This is a genomic window from Pseudomonas sp. HMSC063H08 (genome assembly GCF_001813645.1).
GTDB classification, from domain to species: Bacteria; Pseudomonadota; Gammaproteobacteria; order Pseudomonadales; family Pseudomonadaceae; genus Pseudomonas; species Pseudomonas aeruginosa.
In genome coordinates, this window is record NZ_KV813493.1 from 95664 (window position 1) to 114528 (window position 18865).

24 protein-coding genes and 1 pseudogene are annotated in these 18865 nt (G+C 63.8%); 3 read left to right on the plus strand and 22 right to left on the minus strand.

What is annotated here, in order from left to right:
• Nucleotides 1–32: 32 nt before the first annotated feature.
• Nucleotides 33–416 (minus strand): hypothetical protein, encoded by a 384-nt coding sequence (locus HMPREF2924_RS20830; protein ID WP_016562133.1) that lies wholly within the window; start codon nucleotides 414–416, stop codon nucleotides 33–35.
• A 166-nt stretch (nucleotides 417–582) separates the two neighbouring features.
• Between HMPREF2924_RS20830 and HMPREF2924_RS20835 the strand changes: the two genes are divergently transcribed.
• Nucleotides 583–870 (plus strand): hypothetical protein, encoded by a 288-nt coding sequence (locus tag HMPREF2924_RS20835; protein WP_003091615.1) that lies wholly within the window; start codon nucleotides 583–585, stop codon nucleotides 868–870.
• A 78-nt stretch (nucleotides 871–948) separates the two neighbouring features.
• Here the strand turns inward: HMPREF2924_RS20835 and HMPREF2924_RS20840 are convergent, their stop codons facing one another.
• From HMPREF2924_RS20840 to HMPREF2924_RS20900, 13 genes are all read right to left on the minus strand, one after another.
• Complete coding sequence (locus HMPREF2924_RS20840; protein ID WP_003091616.1) at nucleotides 949–1278, minus strand: YnfA family protein; 330 nt, start codon at nucleotides 1276–1278, stop codon at nucleotides 949–951.
• The gene (locus tag HMPREF2924_RS20845; protein WP_003091617.1) at nucleotides 1275–1697 is read right to left on the minus strand and encodes a hypothetical protein; all 423 of its coding nucleotides are present in this window, start codon (nucleotides 1695–1697) and stop codon (nucleotides 1275–1277) included. The genes HMPREF2924_RS20840 and HMPREF2924_RS20845 overlap by 4 nt, the downstream gene beginning before the upstream one ends.
• A gap of 232 nt (nucleotides 1698–1929) precedes the next feature.
• Nucleotides 1930–2742, minus strand: coding sequence for an SDR family oxidoreductase (locus tag HMPREF2924_RS20850; RefSeq protein WP_003143475.1), 813 nt, complete (start codon nucleotides 2740–2742; stop codon nucleotides 1930–1932).
• Between the two features lie 124 nt (nucleotides 2743–2866).
• Complete coding sequence (locus HMPREF2924_RS20855) at nucleotides 2867–3166, minus strand: hypothetical protein (RefSeq protein ID WP_003091621.1); 300 nt, start codon at nucleotides 3164–3166, stop codon at nucleotides 2867–2869.
• Between the two features lie 168 nt (nucleotides 3167–3334).
• A complete protein-coding gene (gene oprP / locus HMPREF2924_RS20860; RefSeq protein ID WP_003122437.1) occupies nucleotides 3335–4657 on the minus strand; it encodes an outer membrane porin OprP in 1323 nt (440 codons plus the stop codon).
• Between the two features lie 458 nt (nucleotides 4658–5115).
• The gene (oprO, locus tag HMPREF2924_RS20865) at nucleotides 5116–6432 is read right to left on the minus strand and encodes an outer membrane porin OprO (protein WP_003104423.1); all 1317 of its coding nucleotides are present in this window, start codon (nucleotides 6430–6432) and stop codon (nucleotides 5116–5118) included.
• Between the two features lie 246 nt (nucleotides 6433–6678).
• Complete coding sequence (locus HMPREF2924_RS20870) at nucleotides 6679–7269, minus strand: HvfX family Cu-binding RiPP maturation protein (protein ID WP_003091622.1); 591 nt, start codon at nucleotides 7267–7269, stop codon at nucleotides 6679–6681.
• A gap of 2 nt (nucleotides 7270–7271) precedes the next feature.
• Nucleotides 7272–8006 (minus strand): HvfC family RiPP maturation protein, encoded by a 735-nt coding sequence (locus HMPREF2924_RS20875; RefSeq protein WP_004363087.1) that lies wholly within the window; start codon nucleotides 8004–8006, stop codon nucleotides 7272–7274.
• The gene (locus HMPREF2924_RS20880) at nucleotides 8003–8857 is read right to left on the minus strand and encodes an HvfB family MNIO-type RiPP peptide maturase (RefSeq protein WP_003091624.1); all 855 of its coding nucleotides are present in this window, start codon (nucleotides 8855–8857) and stop codon (nucleotides 8003–8005) included. Before HMPREF2924_RS20880 ends, HMPREF2924_RS20875 begins: the two co-directional genes overlap by 4 nt.
• A gap of 18 nt (nucleotides 8858–8875) precedes the next feature.
• On the minus strand, nucleotides 8876–9190 hold the full coding sequence (locus tag HMPREF2924_RS20885; RefSeq protein WP_003091625.1) for an HvfA family oxazolone/thioamide-modified RiPP metallophore: 315 nt from the start codon (nucleotides 9188–9190) through the stop codon (nucleotides 8876–8878).
• Nucleotides 9191–9595: 405 nt separating this feature from the next.
• Entirely contained in the window at nucleotides 9596–9835 is a 240-nt protein-coding gene (locus tag HMPREF2924_RS20890) for an anti-sigma factor family protein (protein WP_003091627.1), read from the minus strand.
• A complete protein-coding gene (locus tag HMPREF2924_RS20895) occupies nucleotides 9829–10440 on the minus strand; it encodes an RNA polymerase sigma factor (RefSeq protein ID WP_003091628.1) in 612 nt (203 codons plus the stop codon). The genes HMPREF2924_RS20890 and HMPREF2924_RS20895 overlap by 7 nt, the downstream gene beginning before the upstream one ends.
• 2 nt (nucleotides 10441–10442) lie before the next feature.
• Nucleotides 10443–11564, minus strand: a complete 1122-nt coding sequence (locus tag HMPREF2924_RS20900) for a beta-ketoacyl-ACP synthase III (RefSeq protein ID WP_003104436.1) — start codon at nucleotides 11562–11564, stop codon at nucleotides 10443–10445.
• Nucleotides 11565–12054: 490 nt separating this feature from the next.
• Between HMPREF2924_RS20900 and HMPREF2924_RS20905 the strand changes: the two genes are divergently transcribed.
• Nucleotides 12055–12570, plus strand: a complete 516-nt coding sequence (locus tag HMPREF2924_RS20905; RefSeq protein ID WP_003091630.1) for an ankyrin repeat domain-containing protein — start codon at nucleotides 12055–12057, stop codon at nucleotides 12568–12570.
• 3 nt (nucleotides 12571–12573) lie between these two features.
• On the opposite strand, the gene HMPREF2924_RS20910 is transcribed toward HMPREF2924_RS20905, so the two are convergent.
• On the minus strand, nucleotides 12574–13077 hold the full coding sequence (locus HMPREF2924_RS20910; RefSeq protein ID WP_003130147.1) for a cysteine hydrolase family protein: 504 nt from the start codon (nucleotides 13075–13077) through the stop codon (nucleotides 12574–12576).
• A gap of 79 nt (nucleotides 13078–13156) precedes the next feature.
• Between HMPREF2924_RS20910 and HMPREF2924_RS20915 the strand changes: the two genes are divergently transcribed.
• Nucleotides 13157–13570: a hypothetical protein gene (locus tag HMPREF2924_RS20915; RefSeq protein ID WP_003091632.1), complete on the plus strand. Its 414-nt coding sequence runs from the start codon at nucleotides 13157–13159 to the stop codon at nucleotides 13568–13570.
• Nucleotides 13571–13609: 39 nt separating this feature from the next.
• Here the strand turns inward: HMPREF2924_RS20915 and HMPREF2924_RS34680 are convergent, their stop codons facing one another.
• The 7 genes and pseudogenes from HMPREF2924_RS34680 to HMPREF2924_RS34700 form a co-directional block, all read right to left on the minus strand.
• Nucleotides 13610–15745 carry a T6SS phospholipase effector Tle1-like catalytic domain-containing protein gene (locus tag HMPREF2924_RS34680; protein ID WP_023091521.1) on the minus strand — a complete coding sequence of 712 codons (2136 nt, stop codon included), beginning with the start codon at nucleotides 15743–15745 and terminating at the stop codon, nucleotides 13610–13612.
• 530 nt (nucleotides 15746–16275) lie between these two features.
• Entirely contained in the window at nucleotides 16276–16827 is a 552-nt protein-coding gene (locus tag HMPREF2924_RS34685) for a Tli1a family immunity protein (RefSeq protein ID WP_071534297.1), read from the minus strand.
• Entirely contained in the window at nucleotides 16815–17018 is a 204-nt protein-coding gene (locus tag HMPREF2924_RS37055) for a DUF3304 domain-containing protein (protein ID WP_071534090.1), read from the minus strand. The genes HMPREF2924_RS34685 and HMPREF2924_RS37055 overlap by 13 nt, the downstream gene beginning before the upstream one ends.
• Nucleotides 17015–17365 (minus strand): DUF3304 domain-containing protein, encoded by a 351-nt coding sequence (locus HMPREF2924_RS36095; protein ID WP_079390288.1) that lies wholly within the window; start codon nucleotides 17363–17365, stop codon nucleotides 17015–17017. The genes HMPREF2924_RS37055 and HMPREF2924_RS36095 overlap by 4 nt, the downstream gene beginning before the upstream one ends.
• Complete coding sequence (locus HMPREF2924_RS36100) at nucleotides 17350–17871, minus strand: Tli1a family immunity protein (protein WP_031627850.1); 522 nt, start codon at nucleotides 17869–17871, stop codon at nucleotides 17350–17352. The genes HMPREF2924_RS36095 and HMPREF2924_RS36100 overlap by 16 nt, the downstream gene beginning before the upstream one ends.
• The gene (locus HMPREF2924_RS20940; protein ID WP_003130151.1) at nucleotides 17868–18683 is read right to left on the minus strand and encodes a toxin Tle1 chaperone Tla1; all 816 of its coding nucleotides are present in this window, start codon (nucleotides 18681–18683) and stop codon (nucleotides 17868–17870) included. The genes HMPREF2924_RS36100 and HMPREF2924_RS20940 overlap by 4 nt, the downstream gene beginning before the upstream one ends.
• Nucleotides 18684–18692: 9 nt before the next feature.
• Nucleotides 18693–18865: pseudogene (locus tag HMPREF2924_RS34700) on the minus strand (Rhs element Vgr protein); the annotation flags it as partial.

An 18865-nucleotide genomic window follows, 5' to 3' on the forward strand; every position in this document is an offset into this window, starting at 1 on the left:
CAAGCCCCGCCGATCGCCCGTCGGGCGCAGTTTCAGAGCCCGGCGACGAAACGGTCGAAGCGCTCGGCGTGCAGCGCTTCGCTGCCGTGCTCCTCGAGCAGCCGGCGAGCCTCGGCGGCCTTCGGCGTCTCGCCGCCGATCAGGCCGAGCAGGCGCTCGCCGCGCGGCGTGAGGACGAAGTTCTCGCCATTGCCGCCCTGCTCTTCCGGACGCGGCTCGATGAAGCCGCCCTCCAGCAGGATCGCCTCGTAGTCGGCGGCCTTCTGCTTCAACGCATCCATGTCGCCGACCCGCTGCCCGGCCTGGGAGCGTTCTTCGGCCAGGCGTTCGGCATGGGCGCGCGGGGCGAAGTTCTCATGGGCGGACTGCCGGACCTCCAGCAGCAACCGTTCGACCAGATCCCAATCGTGAGTCATGGCATACCTCCTGCGGCATAAGCGACGAGGGTCCTTCGCACCCTCTCTATGCGTGCGACCCGCAACCCGCAGCGAGAGTTCGAATCGGTCGCCGTCCGGCGTTGCGGCTGAACTTTGTCGGCTCGACCGGGCTCCACCGCTCAGGACCACCCCACAGGAGTACGCCATGAAACCGCTTTTCGCCCTCGCCAGCGCCTGCGCCCTGCTGGTCGCCACGCCGGTCTTCGCCTGTTCCGAAGCGGAGGCGGAAAAGATGGGCAAGGAAGTCGCCACCAAGGTCGCCTCGATCACCCAGAAGAACCCGCAACGGGCCAGGGAACTCAACGAGCAGTTGCGCCAGCGCCAGGAAGCCCGCTCGGAACAGAACCGGCCGAGCGATTGCGATGCCTACGCGCAGATGCTCAAGGAACTGGATCAGGAAAAAGGCGACGTGCAGCGCAACACTTCGCAGTGATCCGCCGGTTCGGGGTGCGGCGGCCCGGGACGGCGGGGCCCGGCGCCCGTGACGGGCACGCCGCCCACCCTGCCTGAGTCACTGCGACAGGCGCGGGCCGAACAGCACGACGCTGGCACCGACCACGCACAAGGCCACGCCCAGCCAGTCGCTCCATAGCGGCCGCGAGCGCTCGACGAAAGCCAGCCAGAACAGCGACGCGGCGACGTAGATGCCGCCATAGGCGGCATAGGCGCGGCCGGCGTAGCTGGCCTCCACGCGGGTCAGCAGCAAGGCGAACAGGGTCAGGCTGAGCAGGCCGGGCAGCACCCAGAGGGCGCTCTTGCCCAGCCGCAGCCAGAGATAGAAGGCGTAGCAGCCGGCGATCTCGCAGAATGCCGCGAGGACGAACCAGAGGTAGTTGATCACCGCCGCCCGCCCTCCCGCTCCCAGGCGCAGCGGACCTGCAGGTCGCTCTCCTGGGGGGTATGGAAGCCACGCTCGGACTCCCAGCGAAAGGTATGGCTGCCGTTCACTTCGGTCTCCAGGTGGACCACCGCGCTGGCCCAGTAGAGGCGCCTGAGCAACGCCTCGAACTGCTCGACCCACAGGCTCCACTCGTACTCGATGGCCTGGTAGCTGGCACCGAAGTGGATGATCTGGGTCTGGTAGAGCCCGGCCCCGGACTGCTCGCAGCGGCTGAACATCTCGCGTCCGAGGAACGGCCAGGCCTCGCCGCCCGGCAGGCTGTCCAGCACGCGGCGGTTGGCGGCACGACGCATGCGCCGCTCCATCGAATCGCCCGGCCAGTCGCGGATGCAGCCATAGACGATGGATTCAGACTCCACAGGGGTACTCCAGAACAGAACGGACTCGCAGAGGCAGCCTTCTAGCACAGGGCGCGAGGCCGGAAAAGCAAAAAGCCTCGCAAATGAGCGAGGCTTCTTGTGGGGTCCAACGTACTTCGGCAGGCAGGCCGGTGACTCAAGCTACTCGATCGCACCGCCTTGGGCAAGCACTATCTGCGCCGCACCGCAATGGTGCAAAGCCGCGCCCGTGCTGGCCTGCAGCCATTTCCACTCAGGCCTGGCGCTGACGCTTGGCCTGCATCTTGCCGGCCATCGCGGTCATCTCGTCATAGATCGCCTGGGGATTCTGCTGCTTGATCCTCCAGGCCATCCGCGCCTGCTCGTGGGGCAGGATCAGGAAACTGCCCTTGGCCACTTCGGCGTGGATGTAGTCGGCGATCTCGGCGGCGCTGATCGGCGAACTCTCCAGCAGCTTGCCGACCTGGTGCTTCATCTCGGGGCTCGGGCCGCGGAAAGAGTCCAGCAGGTTGGTCTGGAAGAACGAAGGGCAGACCACATGGACGCCGACCTCGACCAGCGCCAGCTCTACCAGCAGGCTTTCCGAAAGCGCCACCACCCCGGCCTTGGCCACGTTGTAGTTGCTCATCGCCGGGCCCTGCATCAACGCCGCCATCGAGGCGATGTTGACGATCTTGCCCTTGCTTCGCTCCAGCAGCGGCAGGAAGGCCTTGCAGCCCTTGACCACGCCCATCAGGTTGATCGCGATCTGCCAGTCCCAGTCCTCCAGGGACAGCTCGCCGAAGAAACCGCCGGAGGCGACCCCGGCGTTGTTGACGATGACGTCGATGCCGCCGAACTTCTCCTCGCAGCTCTGCGCCAGCGCGGTCAGTTGACTGTAGTCGCGTACGTCGCAACGCTGGGTGAAGCCATCGCCACCCGCCTCGCGCACCAGTTTCAGGCTTTCCGCCAGGCCGGCTTCGTTGACGTCGGCCAGCGCCAGGCGCCAGCCGTCACGCGCCCAGCGCAGGGCGATTTCGCGCCCCAGCCCGGAGCCGGCACCGGTGATCATCATGCGGTTTTGCATAGGGGTCCTGCCTTCCTGTTCGTGTGATGAAGGCCAGTGTAACCAAGGGTTTCAGCGGCCTCCGGCTAAATCAGGAAGCTGAATGCCTCGGGCAAACCCGGACATGCCGGGCCGCGCGAGGGGCTCAGGCGAGCAGCAGGACGCAGAGCTTGCCCAGGACCAGGGCGATGCCGCAGGAGACCAGCAGGTAGGAGGCGCCATCGAGACGCCGGCGGTACAACTGGGCGAAGGAACCCACGTGATGCTGCAGGACGAACATTCCCAGTGCCACCAGGATCGCCGGGATCAGGAAGACGAATTGCCAGAAGTGTTCGACCGCCAGCGTCGCTTCGCCGTCGTCCGCGAGCAGCAGGGCGCCCCCCAGCAACTGGCCCAGCAACAGCAGCCCCCCGACGCCAATACAGGCACGTCCCCAGCCGATCATCAGTCCCTCCCAGAGCGTTTCCGAGGGACCAGCATAGCCAGATGCCGCCATGCGATCTGTGCCCTGGGTCAAGCTGGGCGGCCCGCCCGGACATCCACCAGGCAATTTCATGACGCGGGTAACATCCTGCGGAAACGAGCCCCGCCCGCCGGACGGGGCCCGACCGCCTCAGAACACGTACTGCAGGCGCATCACCAGGCCATCGCCGCTATCGTCGCCGTTGGCATTGCTGATCTTGTCGGTCTTCGCCTTGACGTAGTTGGCGGAAACCTTCACCGCCTCGTTGGCGTACCAGTTGACGCCCAGGGTATGGGTCTTGCCCTTGGCGTCGCCGACCTCGCGGGTGGCGCTGTCGACGACGATGTTGTCATCCTCGACCTTGATCGAGTCGTAGCGGTAGAACAGCTCCCAGGCGCCGATTTCCTTGTTCTCCGGCTTGATGGTGTCGAACTTGGCGCCGTCCAGCTTGTAGAGGCGCGGCTCGCCGGTGAGGGTGTAGGCCAGTTGCGCGTAATAGCCGGAGGCCTTGAGATCCTCGCGGTCGCGCTCGGCCTTGACCGTGCGCCGCAGGTACTCGGCCTGGGCCGAGAAGGCACCCAGCGCCCAGGCGCCTTCCAGGCCCCAGACCGAGTCGTCCTTCCACAGCCCCTCGACTGCCGAACTGCCGCCGAACAGGCCACGGTTGCCATTGCTGCCGGCATCGTTGCCGCCATTGGTGGAGACGCCGCGCATGCCCATGCGCGGGCGGATCCGGGTATCCACCGCGCTGTCCTCCAGGTCGCGATAGGCGTATTGCAGGCCCAGGTGCACCACGTTGCCCGGCTCGTGCAGCGGCGCGAACACGCCGCGCAGGTTGTAGCGCTTGACGCTGTCGCCGTCGGTATCGTTGTTGTTCTCGCTGAACACGCTGCCCGAGAGGAAGGCCATGCCGCCCACCACCGAGCTGGCCTGGATACCGGTACCGACGTTGTCGTTGACCCAGTCGGCGATGTCGTAGGTGAGGTTGCGCTCCAGCGCGGTGACCCATTTGGAGCTGGTGGCCTTTTCCAGGCCGAAGTCGGTGTAGAAGCGGCCGAACTTCAGGTTGACCGGATTGAAGCCGGTATAGGTGACCGAGGCTTCGTCGAAGTAGCCGGCGCTGTCGTTGCCGACGTTGCGCGACAGGTCGTAGTTGATCTGGTACTTCCAGTCACGGTAGACGGTGCCGCCGAATTCCAGGTAGGCGCGGCGGAAGTAGGCGGCATCGGCGGTATTGCCGTTGTTCGTGTAGTAGCCGTCGAAGCGGCCGTAGTCGGCCTGCAGGCGGCCGCCGAGCTTGAAGCTGAATTCCTTGTCGGTGGTGGCGACTTCGAGGCCGCCCTTGGTCTTGATCACGATGTCGGCACCGTCGGTGGTCACGGTCCCGGCCAGGCTCTGCGCGGAAATCGCCAGGCCCAGCAAACTCCAGGCAACACTGCTCCCCACCCCTTTGCACGAGTGTCTGCGAATCATCAGGTAAGTCCCCTGTTCGGATTTCGAATGGTCTTGAGCAGCGCGGAAACGGCCGGTTCTGTCGCCGGCCGGCGCTGCTGGAGGGGGATCATCTGGATGGGTTGTGACAGCGAGACTGCAAAGCGCGAAAGCTTTTGTGACAGGCAGCCGGATAGCGCCTGGATGAGGCCGTCGGATAAGGGCGCAGGCCTAGAGGCATCAGGTCCGGGCGACAGATGTAACAGCTTGTTTCATATATTGCGGCAACCTTGCGAAGATTGCATGGCTGCAATGAAACTCAAGAGTTTCTGCCGATAACCGTCTGGCTTTCGGATATTCCTGCCAGTACCTGCGGGTGGACCTGTAACGAAAGAAAGACCCGGTTGCAGGCTGCCAACATCGCCACAACCGGGTAAGGAAGCGATTAAAAAGACCTCGCCGGAGCGAGGCCGAAAACAGGAGCAGATCGTTGTCGCTTCTTAGAACACGTACTGCAAACGGGTCACGAAGCCGTCGCCGTCATCGTCGCCATTGTTGTTGGTAATCTTGTCGGTCTTCGCCTTGACGTAGGCCGCGCTGATCTTCACCGCATCGTTGACGTACCAGTTCACGCCCAGGTTGTGGGCCTTGGCCTTGGTGTCGCCGACTTCGCGAGTGGCGGTATCGGCGACGACGTTGTCGTCTTCCACCTTGATGTTGTCGTAGCGGTAGAACACTTCCCAGGCGCCGATTTCCTTGTTTTCCGGCTTGACGGAGTCGAACTTGGCGCCCTCCAGCTTGTACTGGCGGGACTCGCCGGTCAGGGTGTAGGCCAGTTGCGCGTAGTAACCCTTGGCCTTGATGTCCTTGTAGGCGTTGTCATCGGCCTTCAGCTTGCGTGCCAGGTATTCGGCCTGGGCCGAGAACGGGCCCATCGCCCAGGCGCCTTCCAGGCCCCAGACGCTGTCGTCCTTGTAGGAACCGGCCGGCGAGTTGGAGACACCGCCGAAGGTCGCGCGGTTGCCGTTGTCACCGGCGTCGTTGCCGCCGCTGGTGGCGATGCCGCGCATGCCCAGGCGCGGACGGATGCGCGAGTCGAAGGCGGTGTCGTCGAGGTCGCGGTAGGCATAGTTCACGCCGACATGCAGAACATTGCCGGCTTCGTGCATCGGCGCGAACACGCCGCGGAAGTTGAACTGCTTGACGCTGTCGCCGTCGCTGTCGTCGGCGTCCTTGGCGGATACGCCGGCGGACAGGTAGGCCATGTCGGCGAGGGTCGAGTTGACCTGGGCGCCCATGCCGTCCTGGTGGGTGTTGATCCAGTCGGCCAGTTCGTAGGCGGCGTTACGCTCGGGAGCGGTCACCCACTTGGAGCTGGTGGCCTTTTCCAGGCCGAAGTCGGGGTCGAAGCGACCGAACTTCAGGTTGACCGGGTTGAAGCCGGTGTAAGTGACCGAAGCTTCGTCGAAATAGCCGTTGTCGGAGCTGCCGGTGTTGTGCGACAGGTCGAAGTTGATCTGGTATTTCCAGTCCTTGTACGCGGTGCCGCCGAGTTCGATGAAGGCGCGGCGGAAGTAGGCGGCGTCGGCGGTGTTGCCATTCTTGGTATAGAAACCGTCGAAACGGCTGTAGTCGGCCTGCAGGCGACCGCCCAGCTTGAAGCTGAATTCCTTGTCGGTGGTGGCGACTTCGAGGCCGCCCTTGGTCTTGATCACGATATCGGCGCCGTCGGTGGTCACGGTGCCGGCGAACGCCTGGGCAGATACGGCCAGAGCCAGAGCGCTGGCAACGAAGCCGAGCGAGTGCTTACGGATCATCGAAGATTTCCCCTTAATGGTGTGTGCATTGGCAACACGCGAGTGCCTGGCTACAGCGCGCCCCTTGTTCCGCGCTGGCCGTAAGGCGGCCCCTTTGTGTTGGGGGGAATCTTGGCGATGGCAGATTGCAGCCAAATTGCATGGAGATAAATGTTTCATTACAGAGGAACTTTTTATCTCCAATGCGAATAACGCGAAAAGCCCTCTACTACGGGCCTTTCGGGTTATTCGATATGGGTAGAAAGCTCAGCGCAATTTTCGCGCAATCCAGAAGTCAGCAGAAAGCCACTTGCCGGCGCCGCCGAAGAACAGCGCGAGCAACATCACCAGGTAGGTCGCGGCGAACTCGATGCCGTTGTTGAGGATGGCGAAGCTTCCACTCGACGTCAGCCAGTCGTAGTTGCCGTATTCGCGCAGGATTTCCCGGGCCCGCGCCAGCTTCTCGCCGGCCTCCAGCACCTGGGTGTTGGCGAACGGCGCGGACGGATCGGCGATCGCCTGCCAGCCGTTCGGCCAGTGCACGGCGAAGATCGCTACCAGCATGGTCACCATCAGCGGCAGGCTGATCCAGCGCACGGCCAGGCCGCACAACAGCAGCACGGCGCCACCGGCCTCGCTCAGCGCGGCGAGCCAGGCCAGCAGTTCGGGAAACGGCAGACCGAGTCCCCAGTCGGGATTGCCGAACCACTCGATGGTGGCCGGCATGTCCGCCAGCTTCTGGCTGCCGGCCATCCAGAACACCGGCGCCAGGTACAGGCGCAGCGCCAGCGGGGCGAGGAAATCCGCTCGACGGGTGACGTCGAGGGCATGCTGTAAACGCAAGAAGACAGTCTTCATCATCACTCCAGAGCGCCCTCGCCCATGAGGATGCCCTGGGCGTGCCAGTCCTCCAGCAAGGCGAAGGCATTTTCGAAATACTCCGCGTCGGCGCTCAGGCCGCAGCTTCCGGCCAACTCGCGCAACAACGGCAGCAGCGTCACCGACGCCTCCCCCTCCTCGCTCAGGCGCTGCGCGAGGCGATAGGCGAATGGCGACAGGTGCAGGAAGCGCACCCGCTCCGCCGGATCGCGCCAGACCAGCAGGCAGGTCGGCTCGGCCGGCGGCTCCACCGGCCGATGGCTCGGCCCCAGGCGATGGACCGGCCAGCGATAGGCCAGCGGCCAGGCCAGTGGCGACCACGACCAGGCCTGCGGCAGCGTCTCGACAGGCGCCTCGGCCAGCGACAGGGCCAGCTCGACCCACTCGTAGTGAGCCAGCTCCAGCAGGAAGGGCGGATCGCCCTCCTCCGCGCGGTAGCCGTCCTGCAGCCAGCCGATGAACTCCTCGCCCAATTGGCTGAAGTACGGTGTGCGGCAGCGATGCTCGCGCATGAATGTACGCACCAGGCGATGCCAGCGCGGCTCGTCGAACAACCGGCGCAGGACCGGGAAACCGCTGCTGATGAAACCGTCCAGGTTGTTGAAGAACAGTTCCTCGTAGATCGCCATGCGCTCCGTCGCGATGCCGGGCGGCAAGGCCTGCTGCGGATCGCGGATACGTGCGGCGAAACGCCGTTGCAAGGTCGTGTGGTTCATGTGCCGTACCCCAGGCTGCGCAGTTGCGCTTCACCGCTGCGCCGCTGCAGCTCGCGGATGCGATCGGTTTCGGCATACAGCTCGCTCAGTGGCGGGAGGTTGAAATCGCGCTCCAGCAGCGTCGGGCGTTCGCCATGGCAGGCATAGGCATGTGCCAGCAGTTCCCAGACCGGATCGCAGACCGGCGCGCCATGGGTATCGATCTTCAGGCTGGCGCCCTGTTCGTCGTGCCCGGCCATGTGCAGGTAGGCGATCCTCCGGCTGGGCATCGCGGCGATGTAGGCGTGGGCGTCGAAACCGAAGTTGCAGGCGTTGACGTAGACGTTGTTGACGTCCAGCAGCAATTGGCAATCGGCTTCCTCCAGTACCGCGCGGACGAAATCGACCTCTTCCAGCTCGCCCGGCAAGCGCGCATACGCCGAGACGTTCTCGACGATCAACGGCCGCTCGAGGACGTCCTGTACCACCCGGACCCGTTCGGCGACCCGGCGCACCGACTCGTCGCTGAACGGCAGCGGCATCAGGTCGTAGAGCTGGCCGTCGTCGGCGCAGGCCGACAGGTGCTCGCTGTAGGCACGGATGCCATGCTGCTCGATGAAACCCTTGATCGCGCGCAGCAACGACATGTCCAGCGGGGCGTAGCCGCCGAGGTTGAGAGACAGACCATGGCAGAGGAACGGCAGGCGCTCGGTCAGCTCGCGGAACTGGCGGCCGAGACGGCCGCCGATGCCGATCCAGTTCTCCGGGGCGACCTCGAGGAAGTCGACCCGGACCTCATCGCCGGCGCCGAGCGGCTCCAGCAGCGCGCGACGCAGGCCTAGCCCGGCGCCGCTGACGAATTCCCGTTGCATGGTCCGTCTCCTCAGGCCTTACGACTTCTTCTTGTCGGCGCCGCAGTTGCCTTCGCCGGCCTTCTTCTCGCCACCGCAGGAACCTTCCTTGGCCTTGCGATCCGCACCGCAGCTGCCTTCATGGCCGGCCTTGGAGGCTTCGCGCTTGCCCTTGTCGGCACCGCACTTGGCCTCGCCGCAGGAACCTTCCTTGGCCTTCTCGGCGGCAGCCACGCTGTAGCCGCTGCTCAGCTCCTGCACGGCGAAGGGATTCTGCGCGGCATGCGCGCCGACACTGGCTACGCCGAGCAGAGCAGCGCCGACGACGGAGGAAGCGAGGGAAATCTTTTTCATGGGTAACTCCTGAAGTTGGTAGCGGGCGCCGGTATGGCGTCCTCGCTCCAATGGACGGAGCCCCCCCGGCGGCGTTACAGCGGAGTCGAAAAAAATTTCCCGTCCCTTCGCCTGGCGTCAGGGTTTGCCCCTGCTGGAGAAATATCGGGCGGCGATATCCGCCAGGTCCCAGGCGTTCTCCTCGACTTCGGATGCCCGCCCAGCGAAACGGATTGCCGCCCCTCCGTAGGGCGCATATCGCGCAGCGATATCCGCCAAGCCCAGCCACACTCCTCGACCTCGTCACGCGGAAGAGAGAGCCGCCCACGCCAGGCCGGGTTCGGTTCGCCCACGCCGGATAGCGGAAACGAAAAAGCCGCCGCCCACGAATCGCGGGCGGCGGCTTGGTGTCGAGGGTACCCCGGCTCAGCGCCGCGCGGCGTCCTTGCGCAACTCGGAGAGATGCGCGGCCAGGCGGTCGAGTTCCGGCCCCTGCCCTTCCGGCAGATGGCGCACGGTCGCCTGGGTCAGGCGCATCTGGCGGATGAAGCGCCGGCAATGCCGGCACATGAGCAGGTGGCTGCGCACCGCCAGTTGTCCGCGGAAGTCCAGTTGCCCATCGAGAAAGTCGCTGGACCGGGCGACCAGTTCCTTGCAACTCAGCATTGGCCGGTCTCCTCGAAATGCTCCAGGGTGGCGAAGACCTTCAGGCGGGCGCGATGCAGCAGCACCCGGACATTGGAAAGCGTGATATCCAGGAGATCACGGATTTCCTCCAGCTCCAAGCCCTGGCGTTCGCGCAGGGTCAGCACGCTGCGCTGCAGTTCGGACAGACCGTTGAGGGTCTTGTCCAGGCAATCGCGCAGTTCGCCCTCGGTGAGCAGGGCTTCCGGCGAATCCTCGTGCCAGGCGTGCGGCGGCTGGCTCCAGTGACCGTCGGCGGCAAAGCGCTGGTCATCCACCGTACCATGGGGCCCCGGCAGGTCGTCGAGGAAAACTTCCCGGCGAACCTGGCGCAAGCGGCTCTTGGCGGTATTGGCGGTGATGGTCAGCAGCCAGGTCTTCAGGCTCGAACGCCCCTGGAACCCGTCCAGCCCGCGAACCGCCGCAAGCCAGGCGTCCTGCACCACTTCCTCGGTATGCGATCTGCCGATGATCGCCCAGGCCACGGCCCGCATGGCGCCCTGGTAGGCGCCAACCAGCTCGCGGAAGGCTCGCTGCTCGCCGGCCAGCAGGCGCGGCAGCAGCTCGGCGTCGGTAGGCGCCGCCACGATCAGTGTTTACGCAGGATCACGCTACCGATCGAGTAACCGGCGCCGAACGAGCTGAGCACCCCGATGGCGCCGCTGGGCAGGTCATCCTGGTGCTTGTGCAGGGCGATCACCGAGCCGGCGGAACTGGTATTCGCGTAGCTGTCGAGGATCACCGGCGCCTCGTGCGCCTCGGCGTCGCGGCCGAGCAGCTTGCGGGTGATCAGCAGGTTCATGTTCAGGTTGGCCTGGTGCAGCCAGAAGCGCTTGACCTCGGCGACCTGGATTTCATTGGCCGCCAGGTGCTCGCCGATCAGCTCGGCGACCATCGGGCAGACATCCTTGAACACCTTGCGGCCTTCCTGGACGAACAGCTTGTCGCGCTTGCCGATACCGCTCTCGTCGGCGCGGTTGAGGAAGCCGAAGTTGTTGCGGATGTTGTTGGAGAACTGGGTCAGCAGCCTGGTGCTGACGATGTCGAACTGGTGCTTCGACACGGCCAGGTCGGCGCGCTCCACGATCACCGCGGTGCAGGCGTCGCCGAAGATGAAGTGGCTGTCGCGGTCGCGGAAGTTCAGGTGGCCGGTGCAGATCTCCGGGTTGACCATCAGGATCGCCCGCGCCTGGCCGGTCTGGATCGCGGTGGTGGCGGCCTGGATACCGAAGGTGGCCGAGGAGCAGGCCACGTTCATGTCGTAGCCGTAGCCCTGGATGCCCAGCGCGGCCTGCACCTCCACCGCGATCGCCGGGTAGGCGCGCTGCAGGTTGGAGCAGGCGACGATCACCCCGTCGATGTCGGCGGCGCTGCGGCCGGCACGCTGCAGCGCCTCCCTGGCGGCGGCCACGGCCATCTCGCAGAGGATCGACCACTCGTCGTTGCTGCGCTCGGGAAGGTACGGAACCATGCGCTGCGGGTCGAGGATGCCTTCCTTGTTCATCACGAAGCGGCTCTTGATGCCGGACGCCTTCTCGATGAACGCCGAGCTGGACTCGGCCAGCGCCTCCAGTTCGCCCTTTGCGATGGCCTCGGCGTGCTGGTCGTTGTACTGGCGCACGAAGGTATTGAAGCTCTCTACCAGCTCGTCGTTGGAGATGCTGTAGGGCGGAGTATAAAGACCGGTTCCGCTGATGACGGCTTTATGCACAGTTGTTCCTCTTCTCTCGCTGGGCCGCCGTCGAACGGGGCCGATTAGGCATAGCGGTGCCCGCCTGGGGCCGGCACCGGAAACGGGTTCGCTCGCGGCGATGCCGGGCGCTCTACGAAAAGACGTTGGCGGCGCGCTTTCGTACAGGGCCCGGGCAAGGTCGGCCATTGCGCAGTGTGCCACCGCCTCGCTTCGGCAAGCGCGCGCACCGCTCAGTGGTATCGAAGGCGACAAGGATATTCCAGAGTGCGCGCCGGGCACAGCCGATAGGCGCACGATCGGTTTATTTTCCCCGTTTTCGCCACCGATATCCGTATCGAACTGTAAAGACGACGCAACCAGGCCGGCTTCCGGTCACAGCAGGCTGGCACCTTCCCACCCCAACCATCGATTGAATTTGCCAACCCGCCCCATAGGCAATGCTCAACAGCCCACCTCGGCAAGGCCGCCTATCATTCGGCAAACCCGGTATTCACAAGGAAGCAGCCCCATGACCGATAGCCCTCGCCCAGAACTGGATATGGAAACCCAGGAGTTCGTCCACCAGTTGTTCGACCTGGCCCGCCAGGGCAACAGCCAGCGCCTCGAGCAACTGCTGCAACAGGGCCTGCCGCCGAACCTGCGTAACCACAAGGGCGATAGCCTGCTGATGCTGGCCAGCTACCATGGCCACGCCGACACGGTACGCCTGCTGCTGGCCTACAAGGCCGACCCGGACCTGCGCAACCTGGCCGGGCAGACACCGCTGGCCGGCGCTGCGTTCAAGGGCGACCTGGCGATGGTCGAACTGCTCCTCGCCGGCGGCGCCGACGTCGAGGGCGCCTCGGCCGACGGCAAGACCGCACTGATGATGGCGGCCATGTTCAACCAGGCCGAGGTCGCCGCCAGCCTGCTGGCCCACGGCGCCCGTCGTGACGCCCAGGACGCCGCCGGGCTGACGCCGCTGGCGGCGGCGCGGATGATGAATGCCGAGGCCACGGTCGCGCTGCTCAGCCGGCCCCACTGAGCCTCAATCCGCCAGCACCTCGGCCAGGCTGACGACCTGGCCGAAATGATGCTTCCACAGGCGCACACCCAGCTCCCCCGAGCGATCCAGCGAGGAGCCGAGCACCAGGTCGCCGACCAGGGTCGGTTGCAGGCCGGCGTCGAACAGGGCGAAGCCGGCGGCGAGCACGCAGGTGTCGGCCTGGATGCCGCAGACCAGCACCCGTTCCGCTCGCAGCGCACGCAGATGGTCGACGAGTTCCGCCGTCGGCAGGTAGCCATGCTTGACGAAGACCCGGTCGGCCGCCACCAGGCAGGCATCGTCGAGCGGGGGTCGCCAGCCGAGCTGGCGCTGGAACGGCGTACGCGACTCGTCATGGCGCTCGACGCTGGCCACCGAGGGCATCCGCCCGAGCAGTTGGCCGATGCCTTCCAGCAGCCAGTCCGGCGGGGCGAAACAGGGTTGCACGTCGACGATCAGCAGGGCCTGGCGCATCGGTAGTCGGCTCCGGAAGAACAGGCCAGGCATTCTAGCCCACTCCGCCCCGTCGCTCCGCGCTCCAGCGAAACTGGGCTAGCCTGAGGAAACCTTTCGACGGAGAGCCTTCATGCGCCCGATGTACGCCGTAGCGATCCTTTTCCTCCTGGCTGGCTGTTCCTCGGTTCCCGCCGAGAAGACCCGGGCGATCCCCGCCGAACGCCTGCTCGGCTACCAGCAACCGGTGAGTGGTGGCGGCCGGCTGGAAGTCCACCGCGACTATGGCTACCTGGGCGGCGGCTGCTACGTGGCGTTCCTTATCGACCGCCAGGTCGCCGCGCGCATCGGCGTCGGCGAGGAAGCCAGCTTCCAGGTGCCGGCGGGCGAGCATGTGGTCGGTATCGGCATCGATACCCAGGACGACACTCTCTGCGGCAAGGGCCTGCTGAACCGCGAGCTGAGAACCCGGATCGCCGCGGACGGCAACGCGCGCTTCCGCATCGTCAGCGAGGCCAGCAGCGGGTTCGACATCCGCGCCGAATGATCCGGGGCGACAGGTCGGCCGCGTTCGCCCGGTCGAGGTTCAAAGCGATTCCATCAGGTCCTTGCCGCGCTGCAGCCAGCCCGGCGCCGAGCCGGGGCCCGGCGGTTGCGCCTGCTCCGTGCCCATGTCCTGCAAGGCCTGCTTCGCCTCGGCGAGCCAGGCCGGGGTCGCCGCCGCGGGCGCCTGGGTGAGTTCGGCCTTGGCCACCAGCCCGGCCAGGCTGCCCAGATCGCGCGCCTTGAGCGCCTCCACGGTCTGCTGAGCCAGCAGCACCTGCTGCAATGCAGGCGATTGCACCGCCGCGACCGCCAGCGGCGGCGGTGGCGGCAACTGGCCGATCTGCTCGACCTTGTCGCCAGGCTCGCGGGTGAAGGCCCGCAGGTTGTCCAGCGCCGCCCCGCCGACCATCGGCAAGGCGATCCCGGTCAGCGGGTCGAAGGCGCTGATCTCCGGCAGGCCGACCTTGCCGCTCAGCAGCGGACGCGCCAGCGATGGCAGGAACAGCCCGAGCAGCATCCGCGGATCGCGACGCTTGACGCTGAGGCCGACGCTGGCCAGCATCACCCCGACGCCTACCACCCGCCCGGCGGTGGCCAGTACCGAGAGCCGCTTGTTTGACTCGTTGTCGAAATGCACCAGGCGATAGCGGAAGTAGTCGGTGAAGGGTTCTCGCGGGCCTATCGCCGAAGTGTTCATGAACCAGGCGCGGGAGTCGTGCACCTGTTCGTCGAATAGCGCCACCAGTTTTTCCTGGCCCGGCGCCACCCGGTCGGGAGCGCTGAACAACTGGTGGTAGCGCGCGCTGCCGTCGCGGTGGATCTGGCTGTATTCCTCGGCTTCGTCTTCCTCGTTGATCAGGAATACGGTGCCGCCGAGCAGCAGGTCGATCACTCCCCCCACCGTCATGCCGTCGTCGAGCACGCCCCAGTCGCCCTTGTAGTCATGGGCGAATTCGGCGGCGGCGCCGAGCAGTTGGCGCTGGTCCAGCGGCGGGTCGAACTGCTTCTCCACACGCAGGTCGCGCAGTTGGTCCTCGCCGCCGATCAGCGCCACGTTGCGATCCCACTCCGCCTGTTCGGCGGCGCTCATCGGCGGGAGCGGCTCGCCCTGCTGGGCGGCCGCGTACTCCCGGCTACGCCGCTTGTGCAGGGCCTCCCAGGCCTTCTGCTGGGCTTCCGGCATGTCCGGCGGGACATTGGCGAAGAACGCCTTGCTGCGCAGCCCGCCGGCATAGCGGTCGATGCGCCAGGCGGTGATCAACGCGGTCTCGCGACGGATCACCTCTTCCAGGGGGCCGGCCTTGGCCTGGGCCTGCCAGGCGTTGAAACGGGTGGCGAGTTCTTCGGAGACGCTGAACTCCGCTTCGGTTTCAGGCGTCATCTCCCGCCAGACTTCATGAAAGTCCGGATGAACGGCTGATTTGGGAACCTGCAAAGGAGCACCGGCACCAAAAGCTTCCGCATACATATGCTGCAGCGCTATCTGGGATAGCAGGAATTCCGAACCTCCCACCGCCTTACCCTGGTTGCCAACGCCATAACCCCCTCCAACATCCGAGTGAACACCAGGGTATGCATATTCCACCGTACCCTGCCGATAGCAGGAAGGCCCCGTACGACGTCCGTTGGCATCCAGGTCGCGACGGCGAATCGAATCCAGCGGAAAACTGGCACGCTGCTCATGGCATGAGATCAAATGCACGCAACGTTTCAGAAAAGAGCAGTCCTCTGGCAGGATGGTCGACAGGCACTGAGCCTGGGCCTCATCGGGCAAACGCATGGTGTCGTCGGCCCAATCCATATGCCCGGCGGCGAACGGCGCGCTATCCGCCAGGCCCACGGCGGCCACGGTGTCGAAAAGGCCGAGGAACTCGATGGAGATCGGTAGGCCGGCGAAGCGGTATTCCACCCGACCGTCGGCACCGCTGGCCCGGGTCAGTTCCTGCAGCCAGTTGGCGAATGTCCGTGCCTCCGCCGCCCCACGGGAGAATCCATAGACATACAAGCGCATGGCCAGGATATGCGGTTTCTGCCCTGAGTCCTGACGCTGGCGAAGCTTTTCTTCCAGTTCCTTGAGTTTTGGCTCCAAGGCAGCTCGGCGTTTTTTCTCGCCGTTCTCCAATAACCCACCGGTTAGAACCTTGGCAACTCCATTAGTTGCCATGTTCTCAATCATTGTTTGAGACTCATCTAGCAGAAGAGGACTTTCTGGGGTAAGCGTTCCTTGCAAAACATCAACCAAGCGGGTTATTCCCCAGTTTACTCTGTTCTCCCCACCAGCCGCCGCAATCAAACCGAGACTCGACGGAGTATATTCCCGAATATCTGGAAATACCGTACCAACCCCAGGGCAGTAATATCGAAAGAAACCCAACTCTTCCTGCACGGAACCTTCTCCGACAGAAGCATGAAATAGCTTTGCCACATTACTTCTAGAAGGCGGCAATGATGCACCATCAGCCCGATCATTATTATTAGTGCCATCATAGCCTATGCTCACATGCAGAGTCTTACAACAAGGTATTCCACTGCTTTCTCCGCCACCCTCCCTATCCCGCTTGATTTTTTCCTCATTATACTTCCGCTCTTCTTCTACCTGCCGACTTATATTCTTAGAGAGAACACTTGGCTCAAGCGGAAGAAGCCTTTCCTTCGGAAATTCAGGAGCAACACTGACAGTCACACGAATATCTTCTCGCAAGACATTTATTTCTTCGGACATTCTGCCACTCTCTCCATAACCATCGGATAGTTATAAGGATATCCAGGGTACCCCGGAGAAGTGGCCGCAGCAGTTATACGAACCTGATTGCAAGGCAAAAAGTGAACTCTTATCGGCCCAGGCCTTTCATACCTAGGTATTTCAACAACCGCCTTGTGATGCGTGTAATTTTTAGCATGTCGTCGATAGTCCTGCATATCCAGACTCCCGTACCGATCTCGCTTTAGTTCAGCCTTAGGATTAGGATCAATTTCCCACTCTACAATCGCCTCCAAACCCGGCACCCAGTACTTTGGAATCACGCCACAACATACTTGCCCACCTCCGCCCTGATGAGGGCCCAGGTTTGGCCCCCCGGCACCATTCACCGTAAATTCGTTAATCGCCGCCGAAGTATGGTTGTAACCCATGACAGGTGCAGACAGCACTTCAGGCCCAGCTTGGCATGCCACCAGCCCAAAGAAGGTGCCGAGAAAAACCACCAGCCCAATGGACTTTTTATTTCCCACACAGATCAAGTTCATCAACTTCTGCATGACATACCCCTCATATCAAAGTAACCTTTATTCGGATATTCAGGATGAAACGACGTATAACAGGCAGCTGAAGTAGCAACCTTATCACATGGAAGAAAGTGTATTTTTAGCGAACAAATCTCCTTACTATCACAAGAAGGTATATCGACAGTTTCCTTATGACGAACATACAAGAGCCCATGCTCTCTCATACGTTTTCTCCAGCCATCTGAAAATATCTTTCCGGCCAGTCTTTATAATCCCCTGACTCAGGATCTACCTCCCACTCTACGGTTGCCTTCAAGCCCGGCTTCCAAACTCTAGGAACGACACCACAACATACCTGCCCTGCTCCCCCCTGAAATGGACCAAGGTTTAATCCGCCAGCACTATTTACACTGAATCTGTTAATAGCCGCCGAAGTATGGTTGTATCCTCCGATAGGAGTAGACACCATATCAGGGCCTGCCTGGCACGCTTGTAAAAACAAAAAACCTATCAGTAAAGCAATCAGCCAAACAGGTGTCCTTAACCCCTTTGCATTCAAGAGCTTTTGCATGAAGACTCTCTCTTCTGAAAATACTTTCTATCTGGATACTCTGGATGCCCCTGGCTGTAATAGGTTGTTGAGACCGCGACCTGGTCGCACGGGAGGAAATGCACCTGCAACAGGCATATTTTTTCACTATATCTAGGTATATCCACGATCATCTTGTGTCGGGTGTAGCTTGAGGCATGTCTCAAGTAATCATCTTTATCCAGCCGTCCATATTTATCTCGCCTTATAGCGGCGTGCGGTTTGGGATCTTTCTCCCATTCCACGACAGCTTTCAAATTTGGATTCCACTTCTTTGGAATCACTCCGCAACAAACCTGGCTACCATCCCCCTGATAAGGGTCTAAACGCGGTCCACCCGCCCCATTCACCGAAAACCAATTGATCGCCGCGGACGTATGGTTGTAACCCATCACCGGCGCCGCCAGCATGTCCGGCCCGCTCTGGCAGCCCGCGGCCAGCAGAGGCCCCGGAAGCAGGGCGGGAAGGCCGATGCCGCGCCCGTTCATGCGCGACTCGTTCCCGCCGGGGAAAAGCCGGGGCCGGGGGTCTGTTCGCGCAGCCACTGGGCGACGAAGGCATCGCGCTGGTCGAAGTCCTGCAAGCCCTGGCGGTCGGCGGCCAGGTGCGCCTGGACCAGATGCTGGAGCAGGCTTTCCTGGCCGCCCAGGCCATGCTCGCGGGGCAGCACGAAGTATTCGCGGCGGTAGGCTTCGGCCTCGCTCCAGGCGCGCAAGGCGGCGACTTGATGCGCTTCCAGGCGGAGGGCCGCTTGCAGCGGCGGCGTCTCGTGGGCCTGGTAATGACCGGCCAGCGCCCTCGGCCGGCCGTCGCGGTCCAGCCAGTGCCAGTTGGAAACCGGGGCATGCAGGTAACGGCTCTGCCGGGGGTCGAGCATGTCGCTGACGGCCATGAACAGGCCCGGATCGTAGAAACGCAGCACGCCGCTGGAACGGCCCTGGTTCCACTCGGCCTGGGTGCAGCTGCGCAGGTGCTCGCCCAGGCGCGGCAACGGCCAGGGGCTGAACAGGAGCATCAGGTGGCGGCGGCAGTCGATGCGTTCGAGCAGTTCGTCCAGCCAGCCCGCGTGGCCGTCTTCCAGGCGCAGCAGCAGTGGGCCCTCGTCGGCCAGGGCGGCCTCCGGGGTTTGCTCCAGCAATTTGAACAGCGCCGGAGGATCGCTTTGCCGCGCATGCTCGGTAAGCAAGGGATAGTCGTCCAGCCCGGTAGCGTCGACCAGCACATCGATGTGGGTCTGCAAGCCGCGATCGCGGGAGCGCTGCCACAGCTCGCGGGCCCAATGGCGGGGGTTCGGCGTCATCGCGGTTCCTCAGCGCTCGGCGAGCGCCTGGCCTCTTTTCTTCGCCTGTAGCAGGCACTCTTCGCAAACCGGTTGCCGCGGCGGCAGGTTGGCCGCGACCGCCTCGGGTGGCGCGCCGGGGCTGTCCTGGTCGGCCATGCCCGGCACCCGCGGCATCTTGATCGCGATCCCCGAGCCGCTTC